28 protein-coding genes are annotated in these 21,433 nt (G+C 56.8%); 7 read left to right on the plus strand and 21 right to left on the minus strand.

Features of this window, described 5'->3' with window-relative positions:
• Nucleotides 1-82: 82 nt before the first annotated feature.
• Together flgM and HEQ17_RS04300 are read left to right on the plus strand one after the other, a co-directional pair.
• The gene (gene flgM, locus HEQ17_RS04295) at nucleotides 83-385 is read left to right on the plus strand and encodes a flagellar biosynthesis anti-sigma factor FlgM (protein ID WP_296291462.1); all 303 of its coding nucleotides are present in this window, start codon (nucleotides 83-85) and stop codon (nucleotides 383-385) included.
• Nucleotides 386-392: 7 nt separating this feature from the next.
• Complete coding sequence (locus HEQ17_RS04300; RefSeq protein WP_296291464.1) at nucleotides 393-824, plus strand: flagellar protein FlgN; 432 nt, start codon at nucleotides 393-395, stop codon at nucleotides 822-824.
• A gap of 67 nt (nucleotides 825-891) precedes the next feature.
• Here the strand turns inward: HEQ17_RS04300 and HEQ17_RS04305 are convergent, their stop codons facing one another.
• From HEQ17_RS04305 to HEQ17_RS04325, 5 genes are read right to left on the minus strand one after another with little or no spacing between them, the layout of a single operon-like run.
• Nucleotides 892-1,173: an EscU/YscU/HrcU family type III secretion system export apparatus switch protein gene (locus HEQ17_RS04305; RefSeq protein WP_296291466.1), complete on the minus strand. Its 282-nt coding sequence runs from the start codon at nucleotides 1,171-1,173 to the stop codon at nucleotides 892-894.
• Nucleotides 1,170-2,279 (minus strand): flagellar hook-length control protein FliK, encoded by a 1,110-nt coding sequence (locus tag HEQ17_RS04310; RefSeq protein WP_296291468.1) that lies wholly within the window; start codon nucleotides 2,277-2,279, stop codon nucleotides 1,170-1,172. The genes HEQ17_RS04305 and HEQ17_RS04310 overlap by 4 nt, the downstream gene beginning before the upstream one ends.
• Before the next feature lie 21 nt (nucleotides 2,280-2,300).
• Nucleotides 2,301-2,870 carry a hypothetical protein gene (locus HEQ17_RS04315; protein ID WP_296291470.1) on the minus strand — a complete coding sequence of 190 codons (570 nt, stop codon included), beginning with the start codon at nucleotides 2,868-2,870 and terminating at the stop codon, nucleotides 2,301-2,303.
• A gap of 21 nt (nucleotides 2,871-2,891) precedes the next feature.
• On the minus strand, nucleotides 2,892-4,145 hold the full coding sequence (locus HEQ17_RS04320; protein ID WP_296291472.1) for a hypothetical protein: 1,254 nt from the start codon (nucleotides 4,143-4,145) through the stop codon (nucleotides 2,892-2,894).
• A gap of 4 nt (nucleotides 4,146-4,149) precedes the next feature.
• On the minus strand, nucleotides 4,150-4,521 hold the full coding sequence (locus HEQ17_RS04325) for an LPP20 family lipoprotein (RefSeq protein WP_296291474.1): 372 nt from the start codon (nucleotides 4,519-4,521) through the stop codon (nucleotides 4,150-4,152).
• A gap of 438 nt (nucleotides 4,522-4,959) precedes the next feature.
• Here HEQ17_RS04325 and HEQ17_RS04330 point away from each other — a divergent pair, with 438 nt between their 5' ends.
• Complete coding sequence (locus tag HEQ17_RS04330; protein WP_296291476.1) at nucleotides 4,960-6,201, plus strand: sigma-54 dependent transcriptional regulator; 1,242 nt, start codon at nucleotides 4,960-4,962, stop codon at nucleotides 6,199-6,201.
• A gap of 52 nt (nucleotides 6,202-6,253) precedes the next feature.
• Here HEQ17_RS04330 and HEQ17_RS04335 read toward each other — a convergent pair whose 3' ends face one another.
• The 3 genes from HEQ17_RS04335 to motA form a co-directional block, all read right to left on the minus strand.
• Complete coding sequence (locus tag HEQ17_RS04335) at nucleotides 6,254-6,751, minus strand: hypothetical protein (RefSeq protein WP_296291479.1); 498 nt, start codon at nucleotides 6,749-6,751, stop codon at nucleotides 6,254-6,256.
• A gap of 84 nt (nucleotides 6,752-6,835) precedes the next feature.
• A complete protein-coding gene (locus HEQ17_RS04340) occupies nucleotides 6,836-7,801 on the minus strand; it encodes a flagellar motor protein MotB (protein WP_296291481.1) in 966 nt (321 codons plus the stop codon).
• Nucleotides 7,801-8,664: a flagellar motor stator protein MotA gene (gene motA / locus HEQ17_RS04345; RefSeq protein ID WP_296291483.1), complete on the minus strand. Its 864-nt coding sequence runs from the start codon at nucleotides 8,662-8,664 to the stop codon at nucleotides 7,801-7,803. Before motA ends, HEQ17_RS04340 begins: the two co-directional genes overlap by 1 nt.
• A gap of 211 nt (nucleotides 8,665-8,875) precedes the next feature.
• On the opposite strand from motA, the gene HEQ17_RS04350 reads away from it, so the two are divergent.
• Entirely contained in the window at nucleotides 8,876-9,016 is a 141-nt protein-coding gene (locus HEQ17_RS04350; protein WP_296291485.1) for a hypothetical protein, read from the plus strand.
• A gap of 109 nt (nucleotides 9,017-9,125) precedes the next feature.
• Here the strand turns inward: HEQ17_RS04350 and HEQ17_RS04355 are convergent, their stop codons facing one another.
• On the minus strand, nucleotides 9,126-9,269 hold the full coding sequence (locus HEQ17_RS04355; protein ID WP_296291487.1) for a hypothetical protein: 144 nt from the start codon (nucleotides 9,267-9,269) through the stop codon (nucleotides 9,126-9,128).
• Nucleotides 9,270-9,328: 59 nt separating this feature from the next.
• Here HEQ17_RS04355 and HEQ17_RS04360 point away from each other — a divergent pair, with 59 nt between their 5' ends.
• On the plus strand, nucleotides 9,329-9,706 hold the full coding sequence (locus HEQ17_RS04360) for a surface-adhesin E family protein (protein ID WP_296291489.1): 378 nt from the start codon (nucleotides 9,329-9,331) through the stop codon (nucleotides 9,704-9,706).
• A gap of 33 nt (nucleotides 9,707-9,739) precedes the next feature.
• Here HEQ17_RS04360 and HEQ17_RS04365 read toward each other — a convergent pair whose 3' ends face one another.
• The 12 genes from HEQ17_RS04365 to HEQ17_RS04420 are packed head-to-tail and all read right to left on the minus strand — an operon-like array spanning nucleotide 9,740 to nucleotide 19,001.
• Nucleotides 9,740-10,726, minus strand: a complete 987-nt coding sequence (locus HEQ17_RS04365; RefSeq protein ID WP_296291491.1) for a hypothetical protein — start codon at nucleotides 10,724-10,726, stop codon at nucleotides 9,740-9,742.
• Nucleotides 10,723-11,085: a hypothetical protein gene (locus HEQ17_RS04370; protein ID WP_296291493.1), complete on the minus strand. Its 363-nt coding sequence runs from the start codon at nucleotides 11,083-11,085 to the stop codon at nucleotides 10,723-10,725. Before HEQ17_RS04370 ends, HEQ17_RS04365 begins: the two co-directional genes overlap by 4 nt.
• Before the next feature lie 17 nt (nucleotides 11,086-11,102).
• Entirely contained in the window at nucleotides 11,103-12,443 is a 1,341-nt protein-coding gene (locus tag HEQ17_RS04375) for a hypothetical protein (protein WP_296291495.1), read from the minus strand.
• Entirely contained in the window at nucleotides 12,440-13,603 is a 1,164-nt protein-coding gene (flhB, locus tag HEQ17_RS04380; protein WP_296291497.1) for a flagellar biosynthesis protein FlhB, read from the minus strand. The genes HEQ17_RS04375 and flhB overlap by 4 nt, the downstream gene beginning before the upstream one ends.
• Nucleotides 13,596-14,372 (minus strand): flagellar biosynthetic protein FliR, encoded by a 777-nt coding sequence (gene fliR / locus HEQ17_RS04385; protein ID WP_296291499.1) that lies wholly within the window; start codon nucleotides 14,370-14,372, stop codon nucleotides 13,596-13,598. Before fliR ends, flhB begins: the two co-directional genes overlap by 8 nt.
• 18 nt (nucleotides 14,373-14,390) lie before the next feature.
• Nucleotides 14,391-14,660 (minus strand): flagellar biosynthesis protein FliQ, encoded by a 270-nt coding sequence (gene fliQ, locus HEQ17_RS04390; RefSeq protein ID WP_296291501.1) that lies wholly within the window; start codon nucleotides 14,658-14,660, stop codon nucleotides 14,391-14,393.
• Between the two features lie 11 nt (nucleotides 14,661-14,671).
• Nucleotides 14,672-15,424: a flagellar type III secretion system pore protein FliP gene (gene fliP / locus HEQ17_RS04395; RefSeq protein ID WP_296291503.1), complete on the minus strand. Its 753-nt coding sequence runs from the start codon at nucleotides 15,422-15,424 to the stop codon at nucleotides 14,672-14,674.
• Entirely contained in the window at nucleotides 15,421-15,741 is a 321-nt protein-coding gene (gene fliO / locus HEQ17_RS04400) for a flagellar biosynthetic protein FliO (protein ID WP_296291505.1), read from the minus strand. The genes fliP and fliO overlap by 4 nt, the downstream gene beginning before the upstream one ends.
• 17 nt (nucleotides 15,742-15,758) lie before the next feature.
• Nucleotides 15,759-16,070 (minus strand): flagellar motor switch protein FliN, encoded by a 312-nt coding sequence (gene fliN, locus HEQ17_RS04405; RefSeq protein WP_296291507.1) that lies wholly within the window; start codon nucleotides 16,068-16,070, stop codon nucleotides 15,759-15,761.
• A 20-nt stretch (nucleotides 16,071-16,090) separates the two neighbouring features.
• Entirely contained in the window at nucleotides 16,091-17,089 is a 999-nt protein-coding gene (gene fliM, locus HEQ17_RS04410; RefSeq protein ID WP_296291509.1) for a flagellar motor switch protein FliM, read from the minus strand.
• Between the two features lie 31 nt (nucleotides 17,090-17,120).
• The gene (locus HEQ17_RS04415; protein WP_296291511.1) at nucleotides 17,121-17,696 is read right to left on the minus strand and encodes a flagellar basal body-associated protein FliL; all 576 of its coding nucleotides are present in this window, start codon (nucleotides 17,694-17,696) and stop codon (nucleotides 17,121-17,123) included.
• 24 nt (nucleotides 17,697-17,720) lie between these two features.
• Complete coding sequence (locus HEQ17_RS04420; protein WP_296291513.1) at nucleotides 17,721-19,001, minus strand: flagellar hook-length control protein FliK; 1,281 nt, start codon at nucleotides 18,999-19,001, stop codon at nucleotides 17,721-17,723.
• On the opposite strand from HEQ17_RS04420, the gene HEQ17_RS04425 reads away from it, so the two are divergent.
• A complete protein-coding gene (locus tag HEQ17_RS04425; protein WP_296291515.1) occupies nucleotides 18,990-19,256 on the plus strand; it encodes a hypothetical protein in 267 nt (88 codons plus the stop codon). The genes HEQ17_RS04420 and HEQ17_RS04425 overlap by 12 nt on opposite strands.
• A 56-nt stretch (nucleotides 19,257-19,312) precedes the next feature.
• The gene (flhA, locus tag HEQ17_RS04430) at nucleotides 19,313-21,430 is read left to right on the plus strand and encodes a flagellar biosynthesis protein FlhA (protein WP_296291517.1); all 2,118 of its coding nucleotides are present in this window, start codon (nucleotides 19,313-19,315) and stop codon (nucleotides 21,428-21,430) included.
• The last annotated feature ends 3 nt before the right edge of the window (nucleotides 21,431-21,433 follow it).

Below are 21,433 nucleotides of genomic sequence, written 5' to 3' on the forward strand. Positions count from 1 at the left end.
CTCAAGTTCCGCTATCTCAAGCCGATTCGATATTCGAGCTGGGTCTCAGCTCCATCTCCAGAGACCAGAAATGAGTACCACCATGACCGATCCCATCTCGTACTATGGCCGCAAGGTCCAAATAGAAACTTCCAACCAGCAAGCGGCTGCCAAAGGTGAGCCGCGCACTGTTTTGACCGCTTCTGAGGAAGTCGGGCGATTGTCACCTCCGGCCACAGACGAGCTGCGCCTGAGCCCCATCGCTCAGAACGCCATGCAAGAGCCAGAATTTGACCGTGCCAAAGTGGAAGCCATCAAGACCGCCATCCAACAAGGTCAGTATCCGCTGGACTCGCGTCGGATTGCTGAAAATTTCATCGCCATCGAAAAAATGATCAAAGGCTGATCGATCAATGAACGCGTTGACCCGCCCGGATGTTGCTGCACAGCCCTTGGAGGCAGCCTTGATGGCTGCTCCTGAGGCTGTGACCCGTTTGGCGGAAATCCTTGCACTGGAGTTTGCGGCCTTGAAGACCCGTGATCTGGCGTCTTTTGAGTCGATTCAGGACGAGAAAAACGCGGTTTTACAAAATTTGGCAGCTCTGGCTGAATGGGTTGCTGCACAAAAGCCCATGCCCTCCGTTTGGCAGCAACAGCTCAACAGCTTGCAGCAAAGCAAACAGGACCATCTGCGGAATATCCAGTTGTTGCAGCGACAACTAGAGGCTGTCAAAGGCACCTTGCAGGCCCTGCATGGGGACTCGTCCGCACCGGCTGTGGATCTGTACGATCGGATGGGCAAAATTGCACGCAGTCCGGGGGCTTGGGGTCATCAACTGGCCTGAGTGTCCGCTTGGCTTGTTGAGTGACCGTGACGTACGGTACCAACCGAGCAGACATCAGGGCGTGGACTCAGTCCTTGGTTTTCTCATCACCAGGGCGCATGCCCTTGAGCCAATAAACCCAAGACAAAATGACCGCGACCGCCGTGTACATCTCGGGCGGAATTTCGGCGTCCAGGTCCACGCGGCCAAGCAAGGCAAGCAACTGCGGGTCTTGCGCCACATACACCCCGTGTTTCAAAGCTTCTTCGATGATTTTTTGGGCCAGGTCGTCTTGACCTTTGGCGCTGATGACTGGGGTTTTGCGCCGTCCGTACTCCAGGGCGATGGCTTCTTTGAGTTGGGATTTCATGTTTGCACGTCCAGCAAGCTGCCCATCTCGGGTGGGGCATGGGGCGCGGGCACCTGCGGCCCTTGGCCATGGATGATTTGCAGCCGCGTCATGTGCAGACCTGCGCTGTCGAGTTCCCGCTCCAAGTGGTCGGCCATGGCTTGGGCAAGGTTCACCACGTCCTCGCGCTCGGCCCACATCACCATGTCGATTTGCGTTTCGTCGTTGATGCGGGTTTGCAACCAGAGTTCACCCAGATCGCTGGTGCGGGTGTGCAGGTGGATGACCCAAGGTGGCTTGGCCTGTCCGGATGGATGCCGCCCGCGCATCAGCCGCAAGGCCACGGGCTCGGCATCGGCAAAAGGCAGCATCATCGAGAACGCCCATTCGCGCCCATCCAGCCCCTCGTTGGCCAGCAGTTGCCTTGACTCGATATCGTCCAGACTGTCTTTGAGCAGGCCGTCCTTGTCGATGGCTGTGCCGTTGCGCAGCAGTTGCCGTAAAACACTTTTCAGATCAAGCAGGCCGCTCCCTAGGCCTTGAGTGAGCAGACCTTCCGTCATGAAGCCGCTGCGGTGCATGGCTTGCTGCAGTTTTTCCGGGGTGAGCTTTGCCATGCTGGGACGCAACTGAAGCCATTGCTGGAGGACCCCCAACTCGGGGGATGAGTCGATCTGGCCTTGCAGCATGCTCTCGAGCATACCCGGGCGCAGCAATTGCCCCAGGGCTTGCATGTCAGGGGGCCTGAAGCTCAGGTGTTGTGTTCTGCCCGGCAGTGGGGCGGATGCCGCTCCCGCGCTGGCAGCAGGTGCGGGAGCGGTTTGCAGGGGGCGCAGCAGGATGTTGCCGTTGGCCAGCATCTGCACCCGAAACAAGGCCGCATCGCCCGAGGCCATGCGCAAACTGGCTGGAAGGTCTTTGGGCAGGTCAATGAAGGTCCCTTTTTGTGCGCCTTGCAGGTGCAGGCGCAGAGCCTCGATTCTTGACTCTATGGTGCCTTGCACCACCTGGCCATCGCGCAAGCCGAGTTCGACAGCGCTTTTTTCGAGGACCAGGGGCAGCTTTCCCTCCAGGTAAATGGTGGGGATTTTGGCGGTGAGGTGACTGGTTGCAGCCCCCGTGATCATGCGAATGGGTCCGCTTGAGGGTCAAGGAAAACGAACCCATTGGCGCTTGTTGGGGCCAATGGGCGCACTGTCCCCCTCGGTGGCTTTGATCGATGCCTGAAACAGGGCCGCCGTTTGCGGGTATTGCAGCATGACCTGTTGACGAAGGCCCTCAGGGGAGGGCAGAACCAAGACCGTACCGGGCCTGACCGGATAGGTTCGTCCAGAGGGGAAAATGCGCGGGTTGGCTTTGGCCAAAGCCTGGCGCAAGAACTCCTCGTTCAGGATCAAGCCAGGCAGACCGCGACGAATCACCGCATCGATGCTTTCGCCTTTTTGAACAGTGATTCGTCGGCCAGAAGACTCTCGTTGGCTCAGGTCTGGGGATTGGGCCGCGCCAGATGGGTTGTGGGTTTCATGAAGCGGCGTGCTCAGTACCCTGAGCGCAGAGGCAGCAGCTGCGGAGACTTCTGTTGCCTGGACCGCAGCAGGCCCAGACGCTGCGACAGCGCCCAACAGCAACCACAGAGCCAGAGGCTGAGGTGCTCCAGGGTGCCCGGGCGGGTGGGATGGCCGAATGAGGCGCCGTGTGTTCTTGGTGGGTGTTTGCATAAAAGATCTCATCGTGCCTGATCAAAGGGGCAGGGCCACCCAGTGTCCTTGAGCGGCCAATGGCGGTCCGGCCAGTTGTTGCAGCTCGGAGCGATCCGGCCCCACTTTGACCACTTGGGCCAGGGCCAGGTGCTCAGTGGCGCCGGGCTCCAGCATCTGGCTGGGGATGTGTGTGGGGCTCATCAGCAGAACACGGTCGCCGGAGCGAAGGCCGCTGTCAAAGCCAGCCTGAAGCTGCAGGCCGTCTGTGCCAGAGCGGCGCACATGGAACTGCACAGGTTCGCATTCGGAGCGCTTGTCCAGTTGCTGCACCCAGGCGTTTATCTGTTGCTGCTGCTCTTTCAGACCTTGCTGCCAGGCGCTCGGGTTTTGCGTGACCGCCAACGGGGCGATGGTGATGACCTGTTCAATTTGCCAGCGGGGCTCGATGGGACCTGTTGCGAAATGACGCTCACCCAAGGTGAAGCTCAGTGTCCAGCGCCAGTTGGCTTGGTCCTGATTCAGTGCGTGCCAGGCCTTGCGCACATTGAAGTCTTCCTCGGGCGCGTGCGGCTTGAGGACCAGCTCGGCGGTCCAGCCGGTCGGGCTCTCGCTGGGGCCAGTCAAGGCCCGTAAGTAACTGTTGTCGGGGGGCATGGACATGATTTGGGCGCGCCAGCGCTGCGAGGCTTGTAGCTTGTTCCTCCAGGTCTGGCTGAAGGTGCTCAGCAAGGCTTGGCTGGCAAACAGCTGCACGCCTGTAAAACCGCCTTCCAAGCGTGTATGCAGGGTCAGAGGCAAGCGCCATGGGCGCGGTGGGGGGGAGCATGAGGAGGCCTTGGTTTGTGCTTTACGCCAGCCCCAGGGCAGTACCTCGGCGCTGACCTGTGGTGTGGCGTCTTGTTCGTCCTGGATGTAGGACAAAACACGGATGCCACGCACTTGGGCTTCGGACTGAAAGTGTGCGCTTTCATGGAGGGCACCTTTGTCATCGATCCAGGCGCTGCTGAGCACGCGGGTCGGTCGGTCAATGGTGGCCTGCAAAATTGCCTGGCGAATTGCACTGAGCTGGGCCTCGAGCTGTTTGGCAGTGGCGGGGCGCGTTGCGGGCTTGGCCGCGCTGGCCTTCAGGCCCATGTCAACACCGGGGCCTGTCGTTCGGGTGTCTTGCCCCTGCACCGGTAGGGCACTGACACAGATCAGCACCAGAGCCAGCCATGGAGCCGGATGTGGCAAGCCCGCATGTTCCCACAAGGACTGCGTGCCTGACAAGGAGGAGTCAACAGGGGCGCGCATGCTGTCAGCGGCGGCGTGAGGCCAATTGACTCAGGTAGAGGCTGCGCAGGTCCCTGACCACATGCTGGTCAAGCGACAAGGTGGTTTCGTACGTGTCGTCACCCACAGGGGCAATGCTGACCAGCACGGCGCCATAAATCACCCCCTCAACCTTGGCCCTGAAGGTGTCGCTCAGCACGGTCATGTCGGCCACCGTGGTGGTGGCATCCAGCTGCTGTCCATAAACTTGTTCGGTCAAGGAGCGGTAAGCGTCTAGCTTGGATGCCCGAATGGCCAACAGGCGTTGCTGCGCCTGGTTTTTGTGGTTTTGCACGCTGATAACGGCGTATCCCGTGGCCACCAGGGTTTCTCGTTTTTCGACTAGGGGCGTGATCATCGATGCGGTCGTGGTCGGTGCTGAGGCCTGGCCATGTAAGGGGGGGGATTTACAGCCCGTCAAAACCGAAAGGGTGAGCAGCGTGAACGCCAAAGGTCGGGTGAATGTCATCTTGAAACTCCATTGGAGCCTGCTCCTCCTGAAGTGGTGGGCTCGGCTGATTGCTCATGCTGATGTATCGGCAGCAGGTCGGCAGTCTTGAGCGGTTCCCTGACCCTGCGCACCAACGGCTGGGGCTGTGTTGGCATTTGAAAAATAGTGAATATTTGTTGTTTTATCATTTAAAATGCAAAAAATGACAAATATTCTTGCAAAAATTGTATTTGTTGATTTATAAAGTCAACCATGACATTCAGTTGTTTTCGCATGCCCACTGTTGCCGCTGATGGCGGTGCAGGGGTGATCCAACAAACACGGTAAACAGATGGTCAATTGCACATGAAATCCAACGCCATACCTCTCATCATCGGTGAAAGCCAGGCTACGCAGTTCTTGCGCGAGTTGATCAAGACCTTGTCGGCATCGTCGTCAACAGCGCTCATCACAGGAGAAAGCGGGACCGGCAAAGAACTTGTGGCGCAAGCGTTGCACATGCAAGGGGTTCGCGCATCCGGGCCTTTTGTGCCGATCAACTGTGGCGCCATTCCGCGTGACTTGATTGAGAGTGAATTGTTTGGTCATCGAAAAGGCAGTTTTACCGGCGCATTCTCTGATCGTCTCGGACGGTTTGAATTGGCCCATGGCGGCACGCTTTTTCTGGACGAGATCGGTGACTTGCCCATGGACATGCAGGTCAAGTTGCTGCGCGTGTTACAAGAGCGCTGCATCTTGCCTGTGGGTGCGACGCGTGAAGTTCCTATCGATGTACGCGTGGTGGCCGCAACGCACAAAAAACTCGAGGCTGAGGTCGAGGCCGGACGTTTTCGGGAAGACTTGTATTACCGCATCAATGTTTTGCCCGTCACCACCACGCCGCTGCGCGAGCGTGCTGAGGATATTCTGACCTTGTTGAACTTTTACGCTGACAAGTATGCCTTGCCCCATGCCAAAGCAGTGCGGTTTTCGCCTGAAATGACGCAACTTCTGCAGACCTATGCCTGGCCTGGCAATGTGCGGGAGTTGTCAAATTTGGTGGACCGATTTTCAACTTTGTACCCCTCGCAATTGCTGCAGGTTCAAACGGTGCCTGCTTTTATGTTGCCTTTGGGTTTGGCCTCTTTGCAGGCCCAATGGCTGGGTCAGCATGGTTTGACCGCTGCTGCAGCTTTGCCGCCTTCGTTGGCCGAGTCAGTCGCTGTCTCGCAGGTGGTTTTTTCGGCGACAGAGGATCATGGCAGATCGCCTTTCGAGGCCGAAGAGGGCCTGATGCCCCATTTGTTGTCAGACCCAAAAACCTCGTTCAGTTTGCCTGTCAATGCCTTCAGTCCCGAACCATTGTTTGCTTCGAACGATGAAATCAATGATGTAGAGCAGGCAATTTTGATGGCGCAAGGCATTCAGACACTTCCTCCAGAAGGCGTTTCTCTGAAGCGACACCTTGTTGCAGTGGAGCGAAGTTTGATCGAGCAGGCTTTGACCCGCACGCAAGGTAATGTTTCTCGAACGGCCAAGCTGCTGCAGTTGCAAAGAACGACCCTGATCGAGAAGATCAACAAGTACGAGCTTCGCGGCGCAGCGTGATGTTCCGCCTGTCAGTTTTGGGGCTCAAGGCCCGGGCGAACACAGGGGCGGGTTAAAAAGGGGGCTTGATCACTTTGGCGCAGGTGCCCTTGATCAGCTTGACGGTGCGCCCGTCTTGCAAGCTGAGGGACTGCACAAAACTGCCGGTCTTGCGGTCCACCACAAATTCTTCACCCGTGATCACCACGCCAAAGCGCTGGAACATCGCAGGACGGTAGATTCTCAGTCGGCTTCCCATCATGCTGAGGGTGCCTGCGCGACTTTCCGAGATGGCAATTTTGCCTTGGTACCAGCCCGAATTTTTCCCGAAATCAATTTGGGCCATGGTAATGCGGGATGGCTCGTTCTCCTTGATTCCCAAAACCAGTTGACCGTCCAGATCCAATTCAAGTTCGCAGATCAGGTCGATCACGCCTTTGTTGTCATCTGGCCTACTTGTGGTTTCCAGCTCGGGTGTGGGTGCGGTATGGCCCATCAGACGCGCCAGCCCCCAAACCCCGCCCATCACCAGCGAACCAATGGCGATACCGATCGTGATGTTTTTTAACATGGTTGAACCTCTTGCATGACGTGATGTGATGTGATGGGGTCGGGGGTCATGGGTTCGGGTGAACGCGTCGATCTTCAAACCGCATCACTGGTTGAGCACCGTGATGCTGACCCGTCGGTTTCTGGGGTCGGCAGGGTTGCCCGGTACATTGGGGTTGGTGTCGGCGACCCCTTCGATGCGCGAAAAACGGTTGGTGCTGATGCCTTGGGCTTGCATGAATTGACGTGTGGCATCGGCCCGCTCGGTGGACAAAGACCAATTGTTTCGCATGCTGTCGAGCGGAAAACCCGTGCTGTCGGTGTGCCCGCGGATGGCCAGTTTGTTGGGCAGCGGCTTGAGCGACTTGCTCACCTCGGCCATCAAGGCAGCGGCTTTGGCGCCCATGGCTGCGCCACCTGAGCCGTACATCGCGAAGTCGGCCTTGTCGATCACTTCGATGCGCAGGCCGTCCTTTTCCCGGGTGATGCTGACCTGGTCCTTGATTTTTTCGAATTGCTTGCTTTCCGAGAGTTTTTTCTTGATGTCCTTTTCTAGCTTGTCGAAGTTCTCCTTGTCCTGCTTCTGACTGGGCGTAGCCTTGTCCATGCCGGGGGCTTGCTCGGAGGGTCCGTCTTTGTTGTTTTCTTGATTCGACGAGCCAAAGCTTTCCGCTGCGCCGCCTTGCGCCTGTGGCGTCAAGCGTTCGAGCAAGGCGGTTTGCGCAGCGGTGAAGGGGAAGCCTTCGGTGTCGATGATGGACTTGCCACCGAACAAACCATTCGAGCCGGCCAATTCACCAAACACGATCTGGCTGTGGGAGGAGAGTCTGAAGTAATCTGCCACGTTTTTGCGTTTTTCCTCGTCGGTGGCACCCAATAGCCACATAAGCAAAAAGAAAGCCATCATGGCCGTCATCATGTCGGCCAAGGCGATTTTCCAGGCACCCCCATGAGCACCCGCATGACCCTCTTCGACAATGATTTTGCGAATGATGGGGCGTACGGCCCCTGCAGCGGCGGCTGTTGCTGCCTCGCCGGACTTGGGGTGCGTTGAATTGTCTGCCTTGGTCATCAGGCTCCTCGCATCCCGTCAAAAACTTCGGAAAAGCTGGGTTGACTGTGGTGCGCAATACAGGCACGTGCTGATTCAATCACCAAGGGCTGTGGGTGGCCTTTCAGATTGCAGACGATCATCTCGCGGATGACATCGTAGGTTTGTGCATCTTCATTGATGATTTGGGTCAGTCGACCGGCAAAGGGTTCGACCATGCCGTATGCCAGAAAAACGCCCATCAGTGTTCCCACCAGAGCGGCACCGATCAGAGCGCCCAGGACGGGCGGGGGTTGATCAATCGCGCCCATGGTCTTGACCACACCCAACACGCAGGCCACGATACCCAGAGCGGGCAAGGCGCCAGCAATATTGGCCAGTGCAGCAGGCGCCAGCAAGGCCTCGTGGTGATGCACCTTGATGGCCTTTTTCATCAGATCGTCAAGCGCGTCTGCGTCCAGATTGCCCTGAGAGATCACCATCAGACGAAGCGGATCGCAAATCATCTGGACGATGGAGTGGTCTTTGGCCAGTTTGGGAAATTCTCCAAAAATCTGGCTGGAGTCAGGATTTTCGACGTGCGATTCCAGGGCAACCACGCCTTCTTTTTTCATGACGGTTTGCAGCTTGCCAATCAGCAGCATCAGGTCAAGGTAGTCGGACTTTTGCCATTTGGGTCCCTTGATGCATTGACCAATGCCGCTCATGGCCGCTTTGAAGACCGGAAAGCTGTTGGCGATCAGAGCGGCACCCATGGCCGAGCCGCCGATGATGATGAATTCGAAGGGGGCGGCCTTGATGATCGGGTCCATTTTCCCGCCAGCGAGCATGTACCCACCAAAAACGGCACCAAAAACAACCACTAAACCAACAAAGAAAAACATGGTGCCCCTTTAAAGCCAGAAGATGCAGCAGACGTCGATGCGTCAAGCCGGTGTCCATTCAAAAATGAAGTCCATCACATCCCCAAAGCCCGTTCCCCAGTCGTCAATCGGACTATGGGGATGTCGTGACCCAGCAGGGTGTGGTCTTTTGTGTGTGTTGTGCTCATTTTTTTCATCGATACCCTTATTCATCGGACACAAATGGGCAATCTTGAGCCGAATTCACAAAAAGACCCATCATGACGAGTGGCTGTGGGGCACAGCCTTGGCCCAACGCGAAGCCTGCAACTCTCATGAGCTGTCCACCGGCTTTGTGTGGTCTTGCGTCGCGCAGCGTCCTGTCAACGTGTGACCTTGGCGCTGGCCCATGCCAGGCTGGGCAAGAACACCTTTGGCGTGATGATGTTTTTGATCCCTGACGGTGTCGCCAGTTACCATATGGGATGAGTCTGTAAACAGGCTCACCAGATCAATGCATACAAGGCGCTGTTTTGGCAGGCCATGGCGCACTTGCAGGGGCAGGGCATCAAGGTGCTCGATACGGGCCGCGTCAGGCCCCGCGACTTGCGGGGTGTCTCGTGCTCGAAGCCAGGTGTTGGGGACATGCTGTGGCCTTTGTGGGGACTTATCGTTGAGAAAAAACATGACTGAGTCGGGGTTATCAATGCGCGTTTTTGTTCTGTCTGGGCTTTTGTTTGCGGGTCTGGTGCCGGTCTCAGCCATGGCCTGGACCCGCATTGGCGAAACCGAGGAAGTCACGCTGTACGTCAACCGCAATGCGATTGAGAAGGCCGGTACGGTTCGCCGTGTCTGGGAAATGCAGGACCTCAAAGTCCCTGATGCCCAAGGCGTTCGCTCCAGACGTTATCTGAACGAGTACGACTGCAACTACAAGATGCACCGCATTGGCCAGATGACCAGTTTTACCGGCCCCAAAATGTCTGGCCGGAAAATCGCCACAGTCGAGGAGATGGGTTACTGGCGCAAAATCCCGCCGAATGGCGTTTTTGTGCTGACCTACATCGCGGTCTGCATCGATTGAGCCACGGCCGATCTGATGCAAGATGCTGACGGCTCAGGGTTTGACTACAGGGGAGGCTGAGCTCCCAGTGGTGGCGTTGGCCGCAGGTGTTTCGCTTGGCTTGGGTGTGGTAAGCCTTGGAAACTGTACTGCGCGCTCTCGTGAGGCGGTTGCGTTGTTCTTTTGTACGATTTCCAGATAACGCTCCTTTTGCAGTGTCACGAGGGCCTCCACATCGCGCTTGAGACCATCGACATTGCTGACGGCCGATTTGAGCGACTTCACTTCGTTGCCGATGGATTGAACCGAATTGGCCTGGCTTTGTAATCGGGCGTTGATGCCCTGGACCTGACGCATCACCAAATCGCTGCTGGCGGCGACTTGCTTGGCTGTTTCGCTGGGCACCTTTTGAACCAGACTCTCGGACTGCTTGAGTGAGGCGTCAATGCGGCCCTCGATCTGACCTTGTGACTTGGTCAGCGCCATTTGCTGGGAGGTCAAGTCTTTGACGCTTTGATTCACTCCTTCAAGGGCTTCCAGGCCTGTATTGAGCTCGACCACGCGCTTGCCCACGGCCAGCAGCATGACGTCGAGTTGGTTGATGCGGCTGACCAGCCGCACGCCCATGAACAGAAAGAAAATCAGGCTGATGATCAACAAGCCTGAGGTGATGGTAATCAGGGTACGGGCTTTTTTATGTCCCGCTTCGGTCAGCTCCTTGAAGTCGGCAGTGGTTTGTCGCAGTTGAATGCTGGCTTGGGCGGCTGCTTCGGCAGATTGGGTCGCCAGGTCCGCGGAATCCAGAACGACTTGGGCCAGCGACTGGTACTGCTGATAAGCCCTTTGGTCTACCGGGATACCCGCGTTCTGCGGTTGAGCTTTTGGTTTGGCAGAAGTTGCATCAGCGGTATCGGAATGAACGTCGGGAGACTCAGGCGTGGCCAATGGCGTTGTGCCGTCAGCTAGCGATGTGGCTTGTGTGGTTTCGGACGGTGGCATGTCTTTTGGCTCTGCGTCAGGTGTCAAGGTGTTTTCGCTCATGGTCTGATTCCTCGGGCTTGAAAGGGGCTCTTCAGTCTTTCGAGTTGTTCACCCAAAAGGGCGTTGCGTGTTCTCAGTTGTGCCAGATGTTTTTTGATCGGGCTGTCTTGTTCCCACAGCACAGGGGGATCGAGCTGGCGCCCTGTGTGTGATGCGGGGGTCGGGTTGTCTGGCTCAGGAGATTTGACAGGCGCAGGTGCCAACTCTGCTGAAGTACCGAGGGTTTGCCCCTTCTCGGATGGCAGCGGGGGCTCCTGGATGACAAGTGTTTGATTTGCAGTGCGTTCGGCGACATCGGTCGCCTCTTGCGTCTTGACGGCATGGTGCGCTTCGTCGCGCAGTGCTGTGTTTTGTTGCATCGATGTACCTTTATCGCTCAGGTTGGGTTTTTCAGCATCTCTTGCAAGCTGCGCGTGGGGCGGACCCAGCTTCTCGGGATGCCGGGGCGCTTGGATGCCTCGTGGCCTTGATTCAACTCGTTGAAAGGGCCCGACACGAGCACGAAATGGGCCAGTTTTTCGCCGGGGCGATAGGCCGCGATGATTTGCGCGTCTTTCAGGGCAGGGTGTTTGCGCTGGATGTCCAGAATTTTTTCGTAAGAACTGTCGATGCCATGCTGCAACAAGAAGCTGCCTGCATCCAGTTGCTTGAGCCAGGCTTGTGCTTGCAAGGCGACTTCCGGGGCTTCAATGGCTGGCTCGGTCGGGGTCACGGCCATGGTGGCCTGCGTGTGAGGGGCATTTGCCGGTGAGGCGGTGGGCTCTGTGGGGGGCAGCAGAGTGGACACCAACTCTGGGCTCTTGCCGGTGGCTGCTGCGACAGGCTTGGCCGATTTGAGACCAAACGCTTCGGGCTGGATCCACAGCATCACCAGCATGGACAAGACCAGCATGAAGGCGATACCCAGTGCCAGCTTGATCAAGCGCTGCAGCCAGTTTGTGGTTTTGCGCAGGTGCAGACCCTTTTGAGAGTGCGCGACAACCGCGTCAGGGTGCTCAAACGCGTTGATTTTTTTTGTGTCTGTCGAGGCCCGAGTCTGGTTTGGTTCATTTTGGGTACTGGCCACGTTGGCCGAAAGCACCGGAGCATGTAAAGGCATGTCCAGTTCAGGCAGTTGCTGGCGCCGAATACGTTGGATCAGTTGTTGTACTGCGCTGAAGTTGCCCTCCTGGCGGGCTTGTTCAAGCGCGGCCTGGGCTTGCTCTTCGGTGGGGGCTTCGATGTCCCAGCGCAGGATTTTTCGGCCAAAGGCGGACAAAGATGTTTGGGCGGCATGGGTGGCGCCCGACTTGAGCAGAATGGCCCGGATGTTGGCACCTGGAAAGTTCTGGATCAGGCGAGCCAACAGCTGGAGTTCACTGTCCGGCAAGTTTTGCGCGTCGTGCACCAGCCAGATTTGCGTCGGGTGCGTGGTGGAAGAGGTTTTGATGGCCTCGTTGAGCGATTGGCTGGCCAGCACTTCGTTGAATCGACCCAGCAAGCCGTCGGTGTTTGCCGGGAAGTAGACTTCCATGCGGTGATCCGGTGCTTGTTGGCGCAATCGGCTCAGAAGCAGGTTGACGTAGTGGTCGAGCAAGGCCTCGAATGGGCAATAAAGCGCCAGGCTCAGACCTTCGTGGGCCACGGCATTGGCGCAGCCATCAATTCGCATGCGGTCGGCCGCACGAAAAACATAATGGTTCAAGGGGTTGTTCTCGGGGTGGGTCTGGATATTCATGCTTGGTCTGCCGCTTTCTCGGGGCGACTGCCGTCAGGATTGAACAGCATGCCGTTCGGAACTTTGACTCGTGGCTTGGCTTGTGGCGGGTTCAAGGGCGAGGCTGCCTCCAGGCTGAAGACATAGGCAATGACCTGAGCTACCGCGTGGTAAAGGTCTGCGGGCACTTGTTGTTCGATATCGGTTGTGAAGTAAATGGCTCGCGCCAGCGGGGGGGCTTCAAAAAGATACACGCCATGAGCCTTGGCTTCTTCACGGATGAGGGTGGCCATGTGGTCCAAGCCCTTGGCCACCATGACAGGCGCACCATCGCCTGTGGGGTCGTATTCGAGCGCCACTGCGAAGTGCTCCGGGTTGGTGATCACCACGTCGGCATCTTTGATCCGCTGCATCATCCGCGAGTTGGCCATCTCACGCTGTCGGCGGCGGATCTGGGCCTTGACCTCGGGGCTGCCTTCCATTTGCCTGTACTCGTCCTTGACCTCTTGCTTGGTCATTCGCATGCGCTTGTTGAACGAGTATTTCTGATAGGGAACATCGATCAGGGCAATGACAGCCAGACTCAAGGCAACCCACAAAGCCGACTGCACGACCATGCCACCTGCTGATGCAAGCGCGGGCTCCAGGCTCATCTGGCCCATCTGGATCAGGGCGTCCATATTTGACATGAGTGACCACCACAGCACCAGCGAGACGAGGGTGAATTTGAGGATGGCCTTGCCCAGCTCTACCGCAGCGTGGGCACCAAAGATGCGATTGAGCCCACTGATCAGGCTGAGCTTGGAGCTCTTGGGGGCCACAGCTTGCATCGAAAACAAGTAACCACCCGTCGCCCCAGAGGCCACAATGGCCGCAATGACGGTGAAGACCATGATGGGCATCACGGTGACAAAGGAGGCCAGCATTTGGTCGCCAAAATGGGCGGGCAGCAACAGTGGGTTGTTCACGGTGGCGCGATCAAAGACAAAGCCATTGGCAAACACAGTCGCCATGCGGGCAATCAACCAACCGCCTGTCATCATCAGCAGCATGAGGGTGCCGATCACGATGACCGCCGCAGGCAACTCGATGGAGCGGGCAACCTGACCTTCTTCCCTGGCCTTGCTCAGTTTCCTTGCCGTGGGGTCTTCTGTTTTTTCCTGTCCAGTGGCTTCAGACATTTGGAACTCCCATGACGTCGCGCACCACGTTGAAACCCTGAACCCACAACCACTCCATGCGGGCCCCGATGCTGCCCATCGAGATGATCAGGATCAGGAAGCCCGCGATGATCATGGCGGGAAATCCCACAGCAAAAATGTTCAGGCTCGGCGCTGCGCGGGTGACCACGCCCAGCCCGATGTTGATGAACAGCAGCGAGACCATGATGGGCAGAGCCAGCAATACGGCACCGAGAAACATCATGGAGCTCCATTTCAGCACTTGTCCGTAGACGTTCTGATTCAGCATGGAGGTGCCAATCGGCAAGGTGTTGAAGGATTCCGAGATCAGCCCCAACATGATGGCGTGGCCACCAAATCCAACAAAAATCAGGGTGGACATGATGATCATCAACTGGGAAATGACAGGGACGTTGCCCATGTTCGGGTCGAGCATGTTCGCCATGGATAAGCCCATGGCGGCCGCAATGCTCTGGCCGCCCACCACAAAAGCCGCGACCACCACTTGCAAGATGAGACCCATGACCGATCCGATCATGATCTGATTGAAAACCTCGATCAGGCCGGGGGCAGTGGTCGGGTCCAGCAGCGGCCAGCGGTGCAATGGGTAGACCAACCAGGCCAGGACCAGAGCCATCAGGATGCGTAAACGCAGATTGAACGCCTTCAGCGAAAAAATGGGGGCCGTGATCATCAAAGCTGAGATGCGCAGCATCGGCCATAAAAATAGGTAAAACCTTTCGACGATGTCAGCTGCCAGTAAGTTCATGTTGGATGCGGTCCGCGCTCAGGAAAAGAGGGTTGGAATGCGCTGGAAAATACTGCGCGTGAAGTCGATCAGGGTGACCAATTGCCAACTCCCAAAAACCAACAAAGCCAAGCCCAGCGCAATCAGTTTGGGAATGAAGCTCAACGTCATTTCGTTGATCGATGTGGCAGCCTGAATGATGCCGATCACCAAGCCGATGGCCAGCGCTACGCCCAGCAAGGGAGCGCAGACCAGCAGGGATGTCCAAAGGGCGTGTCGTGCCAAATCGATGACCATTGCGGTGTCCATGGTGTGCTCCTTCAGGGTATGGCAAAGCTGGAGGCCAATGAGCCCATGATCAGACTCCATCCATCGACCAGTACAAACAACATCAGCTTGAAAGGCATGGAAATCATCATGGGCGAAAGCATCATCATGCCCATGGACATCAACACGCTGGCCACAATCAGATCGATCACCACAAAGGGGATGTAAATTAGAAATCCGATCGTGAATGCGCTCTTGAGTTCCGATGTCAGAAAGGCTGGCACCAGGGTCATGAAGGGCACTTCCTGCGAGCTGGCCACCCCTTTGTTCTGGGCGATTTCCATGAACATGGCGATATCGTCCTCACGGGTTTGCAGGAGCATGAAGGCCCGAATGGGCTTTTCGGCGGCGGCCAAGGCCTTGTCAAATGACAGCCCTTGATTCATGTAGGGCAGCAGGGCGTTTTGGTAGACCTCATTGAGCACAGGCGACATGACAAACAGCGTCAGGAAAAGTGACAGACCAACGATGACCAGGTTGGGCGGGGTCTGACCTGTCCCCAGGGCTTGCCGCAGGATCGACATGACGATCACGATGCGCACGAAAGCGGTCATCATCAGCAGCAAGGAGGGCAGCACCGACAAGGTGGTCATCAAAGCCAGCAATTGCAGCGTGATGCTGTATTGCGTGCCTTTGCCGGTATTGGTGCTGGTGATCACCGGCATGTCAGGGGCGGCCTGCGCCAAAATGGGCAGCAGGCCCAGCAGCAAGGTCAGTAGCAAGCCGATGTGAATGGGGCGTTTCATGATGGTGGGTTTTCAGTTTCAGGGGCTTGTGCTTTATCGGAGGCAGGTGAAGCAGGCCATGGAGACAGCGCGGTCATTTGTTGGGCTGAGATGCCCACGAGGATTTCGCGCTCGTCCACCCTGATCAGCAAGATCTTCTGGCGGGCGCCGACAGACAGGGTTTCCAGCACATGCAAGCGGTTCTTGCTTTTTCGCAACAGCGATGTACCGCTTTGCAATCGACGCAAAGTCCACAGCAGCAACAACAACAAGCCGATGACAAAAATGAAGCTGAACAGGTATTGCAGCCAGTCGCCTAATGTCCATACCGGGTTCATGCTCAGCTCGCTTGCTCTTAAAGATTTTCGAGCCGCTCGGAGGCTGGTACCACGCGCGTCAGACGGATGCCATAACGGTCATTGACCAGTACCACCTCACCTTGGGCCACCACGGTGTTGTTGACCAGCAGGTTCAGTGGCTCGCCCGCGACCCGGTCGAGATCGACCACGCTGCCTTGCGTCAGGCGCATCAGGTCGCGAATTTTGATCACGGCTCGACCCACTTCGATGGACAAGGTGACGGGGATATTTTGTAAAACATCGGCGTGAATTTGGCCTTTGTCGGCAGTTTCTGGGTTTGATTCAGCGGTGGGGGACAGTTCGCTCATGGGCGCTCCTCATGGGGGTGTCAGGCTGGGGTATGGGGGCTGATGGCCTGGACGATCTTGACGGCCACTTGGCTGCCCATGGCACCCACTTCAACATCGTAGACAGGCATGTCCTGGATCATGGCTCTGGCCGACTCGGCTTTCTTGAAGGGTAAAACGTCACCGGCTTGCATGGTTTGCAACTGCTGTAGCGACACATGCAGTTTGCCCAACAGAATCTGGATTTCCAGATCTGCGTCCTTGACAGCGTCGGCCAGTTGGGCGCGCCAGACCTTGTCGGATTCTTCGTTGCCATCGCCCGTTTGGACACGGCTGCGCAGCAAGTCTCGTACGGGTTTGAGTGCCCCGTAGGGGATCACCATGTCGATGAAACCTGCTCCTTGTGTGGTGTTTTCGGATTCGAAGCGACTGAGCACGACCAGATCGTTATCGTCAGCAATTTGCGCAAATTGAGGGTTGATCTCGGAGCTGACATGCTCGAAATCAATCGGCGCAACTGGGGACCATGCTTCTTTGAACGAGCGAAAGAAGACCTGCAGGATGATCTTGATGATGCGTGTTTCAGTGAGGGTGAACAGCCTGCCCGGGGGCAGTTGACCAACACCACGACCAAATCCTCCGAAGAAGCTGTCCAGCGAGCTGAACACCATGGTAGGTTCGATCACCACCATGGCGTAACCGCGCAAAGACGCCATGCGGATGATGTTGACTGACAGTGGTGCTTTCAGGTCTCTGATGTAGTGGCCGAAACGCATGATCTGGGCGTGGCTGGGGTTGATGCGGGGACTGGTGCGCAGCACCTCGAGCATGCCCAGCCTGAACAGGCGAATGAAACGCTCATTGATCATGTCAAGTGACGAGAGGTTCACCCCCAGGCTGCTGTCTTCAGCTACCAGGTCGTATTTGCGCACGTGGGCGTCCAGGTTGTAGCCTGTGTCCACATCCAGAGTGCCGTCATGGATACCGGCCGACAAGGCGGCCAGTTCTTCTGCGGACAACAGGGGTTGGTTTTCAGCCATGGTCAAAGCTTTTATTGAAGGGCGGGCTGTATCACTGAACCACAAAGCTCGTGAAGTAAACCTCTTCGATGCCGCCAAAGTCTTCGTACTTTTGCAAGACAGCGTTCATCTCGTCTCGGATCTTGGCGGCCAACTCTTTGCGGAAGTCGGGTTTGACCAGGTCGGCTTCTGTCATTTGACGCATCACGTCCAGGGAGACCGATCTCAGCGCAAATTCATGTTTTTTGGCGTTTTTGAAAACACGCTCGTCGTAATGCGTCATGATGGCCAGGCTCAACTGGATCACTTTGCGTGTCTCGGAAAGGTTGGAAACCAGAGGTTTTTCCAGCTCCATGTAGCTGTTTTCGAAGCGTTGGAGTCCGGGCGACTCTTTGGTAACCTTTTGCGGCGTGTTGTCAATGGCTGCTTTGCTGTCAGTGCCGCCTTCTTCCAGTTTTTTGAGAGCCAATTGGGCCTCTGACAATTCTTTTTTGTCAAAGAAACCCGTGACGAACATCGTGCCCACTGCCGTGCCGGCCAGCAACAAAATGGCCGTCAGTGCGATCGCCACAATTTTGATCAGAGGCGATTTTTTCTTGACTTCAACTGCGATTTCTTCGTCTGCCATGTCGATTCCTTGATTGATGGGGTGTCAAACCAACACATCCCAGCCGTCTTGACCCATTTTCATGATCGGACTCCTGGTTGCGGAGGCAGGTGTGGTTGCTGAATCATTGACACCGGAACCTGTCTTTTTTGACATCTTTTCCGGTGTCGACTCTCCGCCACCTTTTTGAGATTGACCATCACCCACCTGCATTGAAGCAACATCCATGCCCATCTGATTAAGGGTGTCCCTGAGTTTCGCCATGCCGTCTTGCAGCAGTTCCCGGGTCATCGCTTGCGGTGCGGTGAAGAGGGCATCCAGTTCACCACTGCGCATGCGCATTTCCACTTCGATATGACCCAAGGTGGCGGGGCGCAAAGATAGTTTCAGGTGCCATTGGCCTTTTTCGATCTCGGACAGAATGCGTTGACCGATGGCTTGACCCATTTTTTCGGCCAGGCTTTGCAGCTTGGGATTGCGTTGCCCTAGACCGTCATCTTGCGGGGGGGCGCTGGCTGTGGAGTTCTGGGCTTCTTGTCTGACAGCAGTGGGGGCTTCCAGGCGATGTGCTGTGGGAAGAGTGTCATGGCCAGATAAAGGTGTGGGGGTGCGGCCTGACCCTGACATGCCCGCCTCGGCCAGGGCTTGGCTCAGACTTTCCATCAGTTGCGGGCTGGCCATTTGCGTCAGGTCCAGCTCGCTCTCGGCGATGAGGCTGCGTGTGGAGAGGGTGGCTTTGTCCTGAGTGATGGTTTGGTTGTTGCGCAGCATCCAGATGGTGGCAGGCGCAGCGCCGACCATGAAGTGAATAGGCATTTTGATTGCCTGCGAAAGATCATCGGGCACTGCGGCGGTCGAGCGGGCTGGCTCTGTCTGTTGGGCCATGACCCACAGCGCTGCTGTGTTCAGCGTCCCGTTCGGGATGGGCATGTGGTTGTCTGGATGCTGCGGGCTGACTGGCCCGGGCAGTCCTGCACCAGACTGAATTGCCACGCCTGCCTTGGGCAGGTCATGATCGGATGAGCTCAAGCCCTGGGTTGTGCCCATGAGCCATTGCACAGCGCTTTCGTCCAGACCTTGCGATCGGGCAAAAGCCAGCAGACTTTGATCATCAGGGGCCGCAGTCTCTGCTGTGATGACATTCAAATGGGGCCCCAGGTGGACGGCTTTGAGGAGATCACCCCCGAACGCCGCGCCCAAAATCGCGGGTACTGGCAGGGTGTCGGCCACATGTTGCCTGGCCAAGCCGGGCTTCGATTCACGCGGCTGGTCCATGACCTCGGACATCACCTGACTAAATTCGGAGGCTCCAGGATGGTGAGGCATTTTATTTTTGAGTTCAAAAGCATCCATCTTTTGGCTGCTGGCAGATCGAATCGCTTGTTCAATCAAGGCAAAGGTCATGGGCTTGGCGCTTTTTTCAAGGGTTTTGACAGGTTCAACGGGCTGATTTCTGGCGGACATTTTTTGCCGCTTGCGTCTGACAACACGTATCTCAGCAAGTTACGCACCAGCTTTCAGGGCTTCGTTGCCGCCCGTCCACAGCAGGGTGTTGTTGCTTGTGGCATGTACTTTGCTTAATGGTGTTGAATTTTTTACACCCGAACCCTGTTCACTCTGCGCGAGCCCTTGCACACATGAGTACATTGACCCTGTCAGCGATCCGACAGAACTTCTCCCGTCTGGATTGGGCGGGTCTGGGTTTGCCTGCTTTGGTCTTGTTGATCATGGCGATGCTGGTGGTGCCACTGCCACCGTTGCTGCTGGACATCCTGTTCACTTTCAACATCATGATTGGCCTGTTGGTCATCATGATCGCGATTGGCACGCGTAAGCCGTTGGAGTTTTCGTCCTTTCCCTCGGTCTTGTTGTTTGCCACCATGTTGCGTCTGGCCTTGAATGTGGCCTCTACCCGCGTGGTGTTGGTCAACGGCCATGAAGGCCCAGAGGCAGCCGGTAAAGTGATTGCGGCGTTCGGCGAGTTCGTCATCGGCGGCAACTATGTGGTCGGTTTCATCATCTTCGTGATTTTGATGATCGTGAACTTTTTTGTGGTGACCAAGGGCGCGGGTCGCGTCTCCGAGGTCAATGCCCGCTTTACGCTGGATGCGATGCCCGGCAAGCAGATGTCGATCGATGCCGACCTGAACGCCGGGGTCATCGATCAGGAAACCGCCAAAAAACGCCGGGAAGAATTGGCGCAGGAGTCTGACTTTTTCGGCTCTATGGACGGTGCCTCCAAATTTGTCAGTGGCGATGCGATTGCGGGTCTGCTGATCCTGATCATCAACATCGTTGGGGGCTTGGCCATCGGCATCGGTCAGCACAACTTGCCCGTGAGCGAGGCTAGCCGTATTTATGTCCTGCTGACCATTGGTGATGGCCTGGTCGCCCAGATTCCTTCTCTGTTCATGTCGCTGGCCACTGCCATCATCGTGACCCGGGTGACGACTTCCGAGTCAATGACCGAGCAGGCTTCTGGTCAATTGTCGAATGTGCCTGCTTTGTTCATTTCGGCCGCCATTTTGACGATTATGGGTCTGGTGCCGGGCATGCCCCATCTGGTGTTCCTGACCCTGGCCGCCGCCACAGCCGGGGTGGCCTTCATGGTGATGCGCAAACAGATGCAACTCGAGCAAAAAACAGCCGCACCTGCAATGCCCACCCATGAAACGGCCAAAGAGCTGGACTGGGACGATGTGGAGCAGGTGGATTTGATTGGCCTTGAGATTGGTTATGGCCTGATCCCCTTGGTCAACGTCGAGTCGGGAGGTCAGCTGATGACGCGCGTCAAGGGCGTGCGCAAGAAACTCTCGGCCGAATTGGGTTTTTTGGTGCAACCTGTTCGCATTCGTGATGCGCTCAACCTTGAGCCCGACGCGTACCACATCGTTTTGAATGGCGTGGTGCGTGGTCGTGGCGAGGTCAAGGTGGGTCGTGAACTGGCGATCAACCCCGGCAAGGTGTACGGCAAAGTTGAAGGCCAGCCCACCAAAGAGCCCGCTTTCGGCCTTGAAGCCGTCTGGATCGAGTCCTCTTGGCGCGATCAGGCCCGCGCTTTGGGCTACACCGTGGTCGACCCGAGCACGGCCATTGCTACCCACATGAACAAAGTTCTGCGTGACAATGCCTCAGAGCTGATGAGCCACGACGAGGCCCAAAAGCTGCTGGATAAATTGGCCGCCAAATCCCCCAAGCTGGTGGAAGAGTTGGTGCCGGGCAAGTTGTCTTTGGGTGTGGTGACCCGCACCTTGCAAAACTTGTTGCAGGAGGCGGTGCCCATTCGCGACATGCGCACTGTGGTTGAGGCCTTGACTGAGGTCTGCGCACGCACACAAGACCCGGATCAGCTGACCCAGTTGATCCGCCCCAAGCTGGGCCGCATGATCGTCCAAAGCCTGACTGAAAATCGTGACACTCTGTCGGTCTTGACCTTGGACCCCCAGCTGGAGCAATTGCTTCACAACGTACTGCAACAAAACACGAATGCGGCTGGCATGGTGCTGGAGCCCAGTTTAGCCGAAAGCCTGTTTGCCGCCTTGCGTGAAAGTGCCCGTACCACTGAGGAGCAGGGCTTGCCCGCCGTGCTGGTGGTTTCGCCTGCGATCCGCCCCTGGATGTCACGCGCCGTGCGTTACCGAGTGAACGACCTGACCGTGCTGTCGTATAGCGAAATACCGGATGACCAGGCCGTCAAGGTGATCAACACCGTGCAAGCCGATCCACGCAACAACTCTCCTGTCAACAAAGCCTGATAA

Origin of the sequence: Limnohabitans sp. (assembly GCF_023910625.1) — a bacterium.
Taxonomy (GTDB): Bacteria; Pseudomonadota; Gammaproteobacteria; order Burkholderiales; family Burkholderiaceae_C; genus Limnohabitans_A.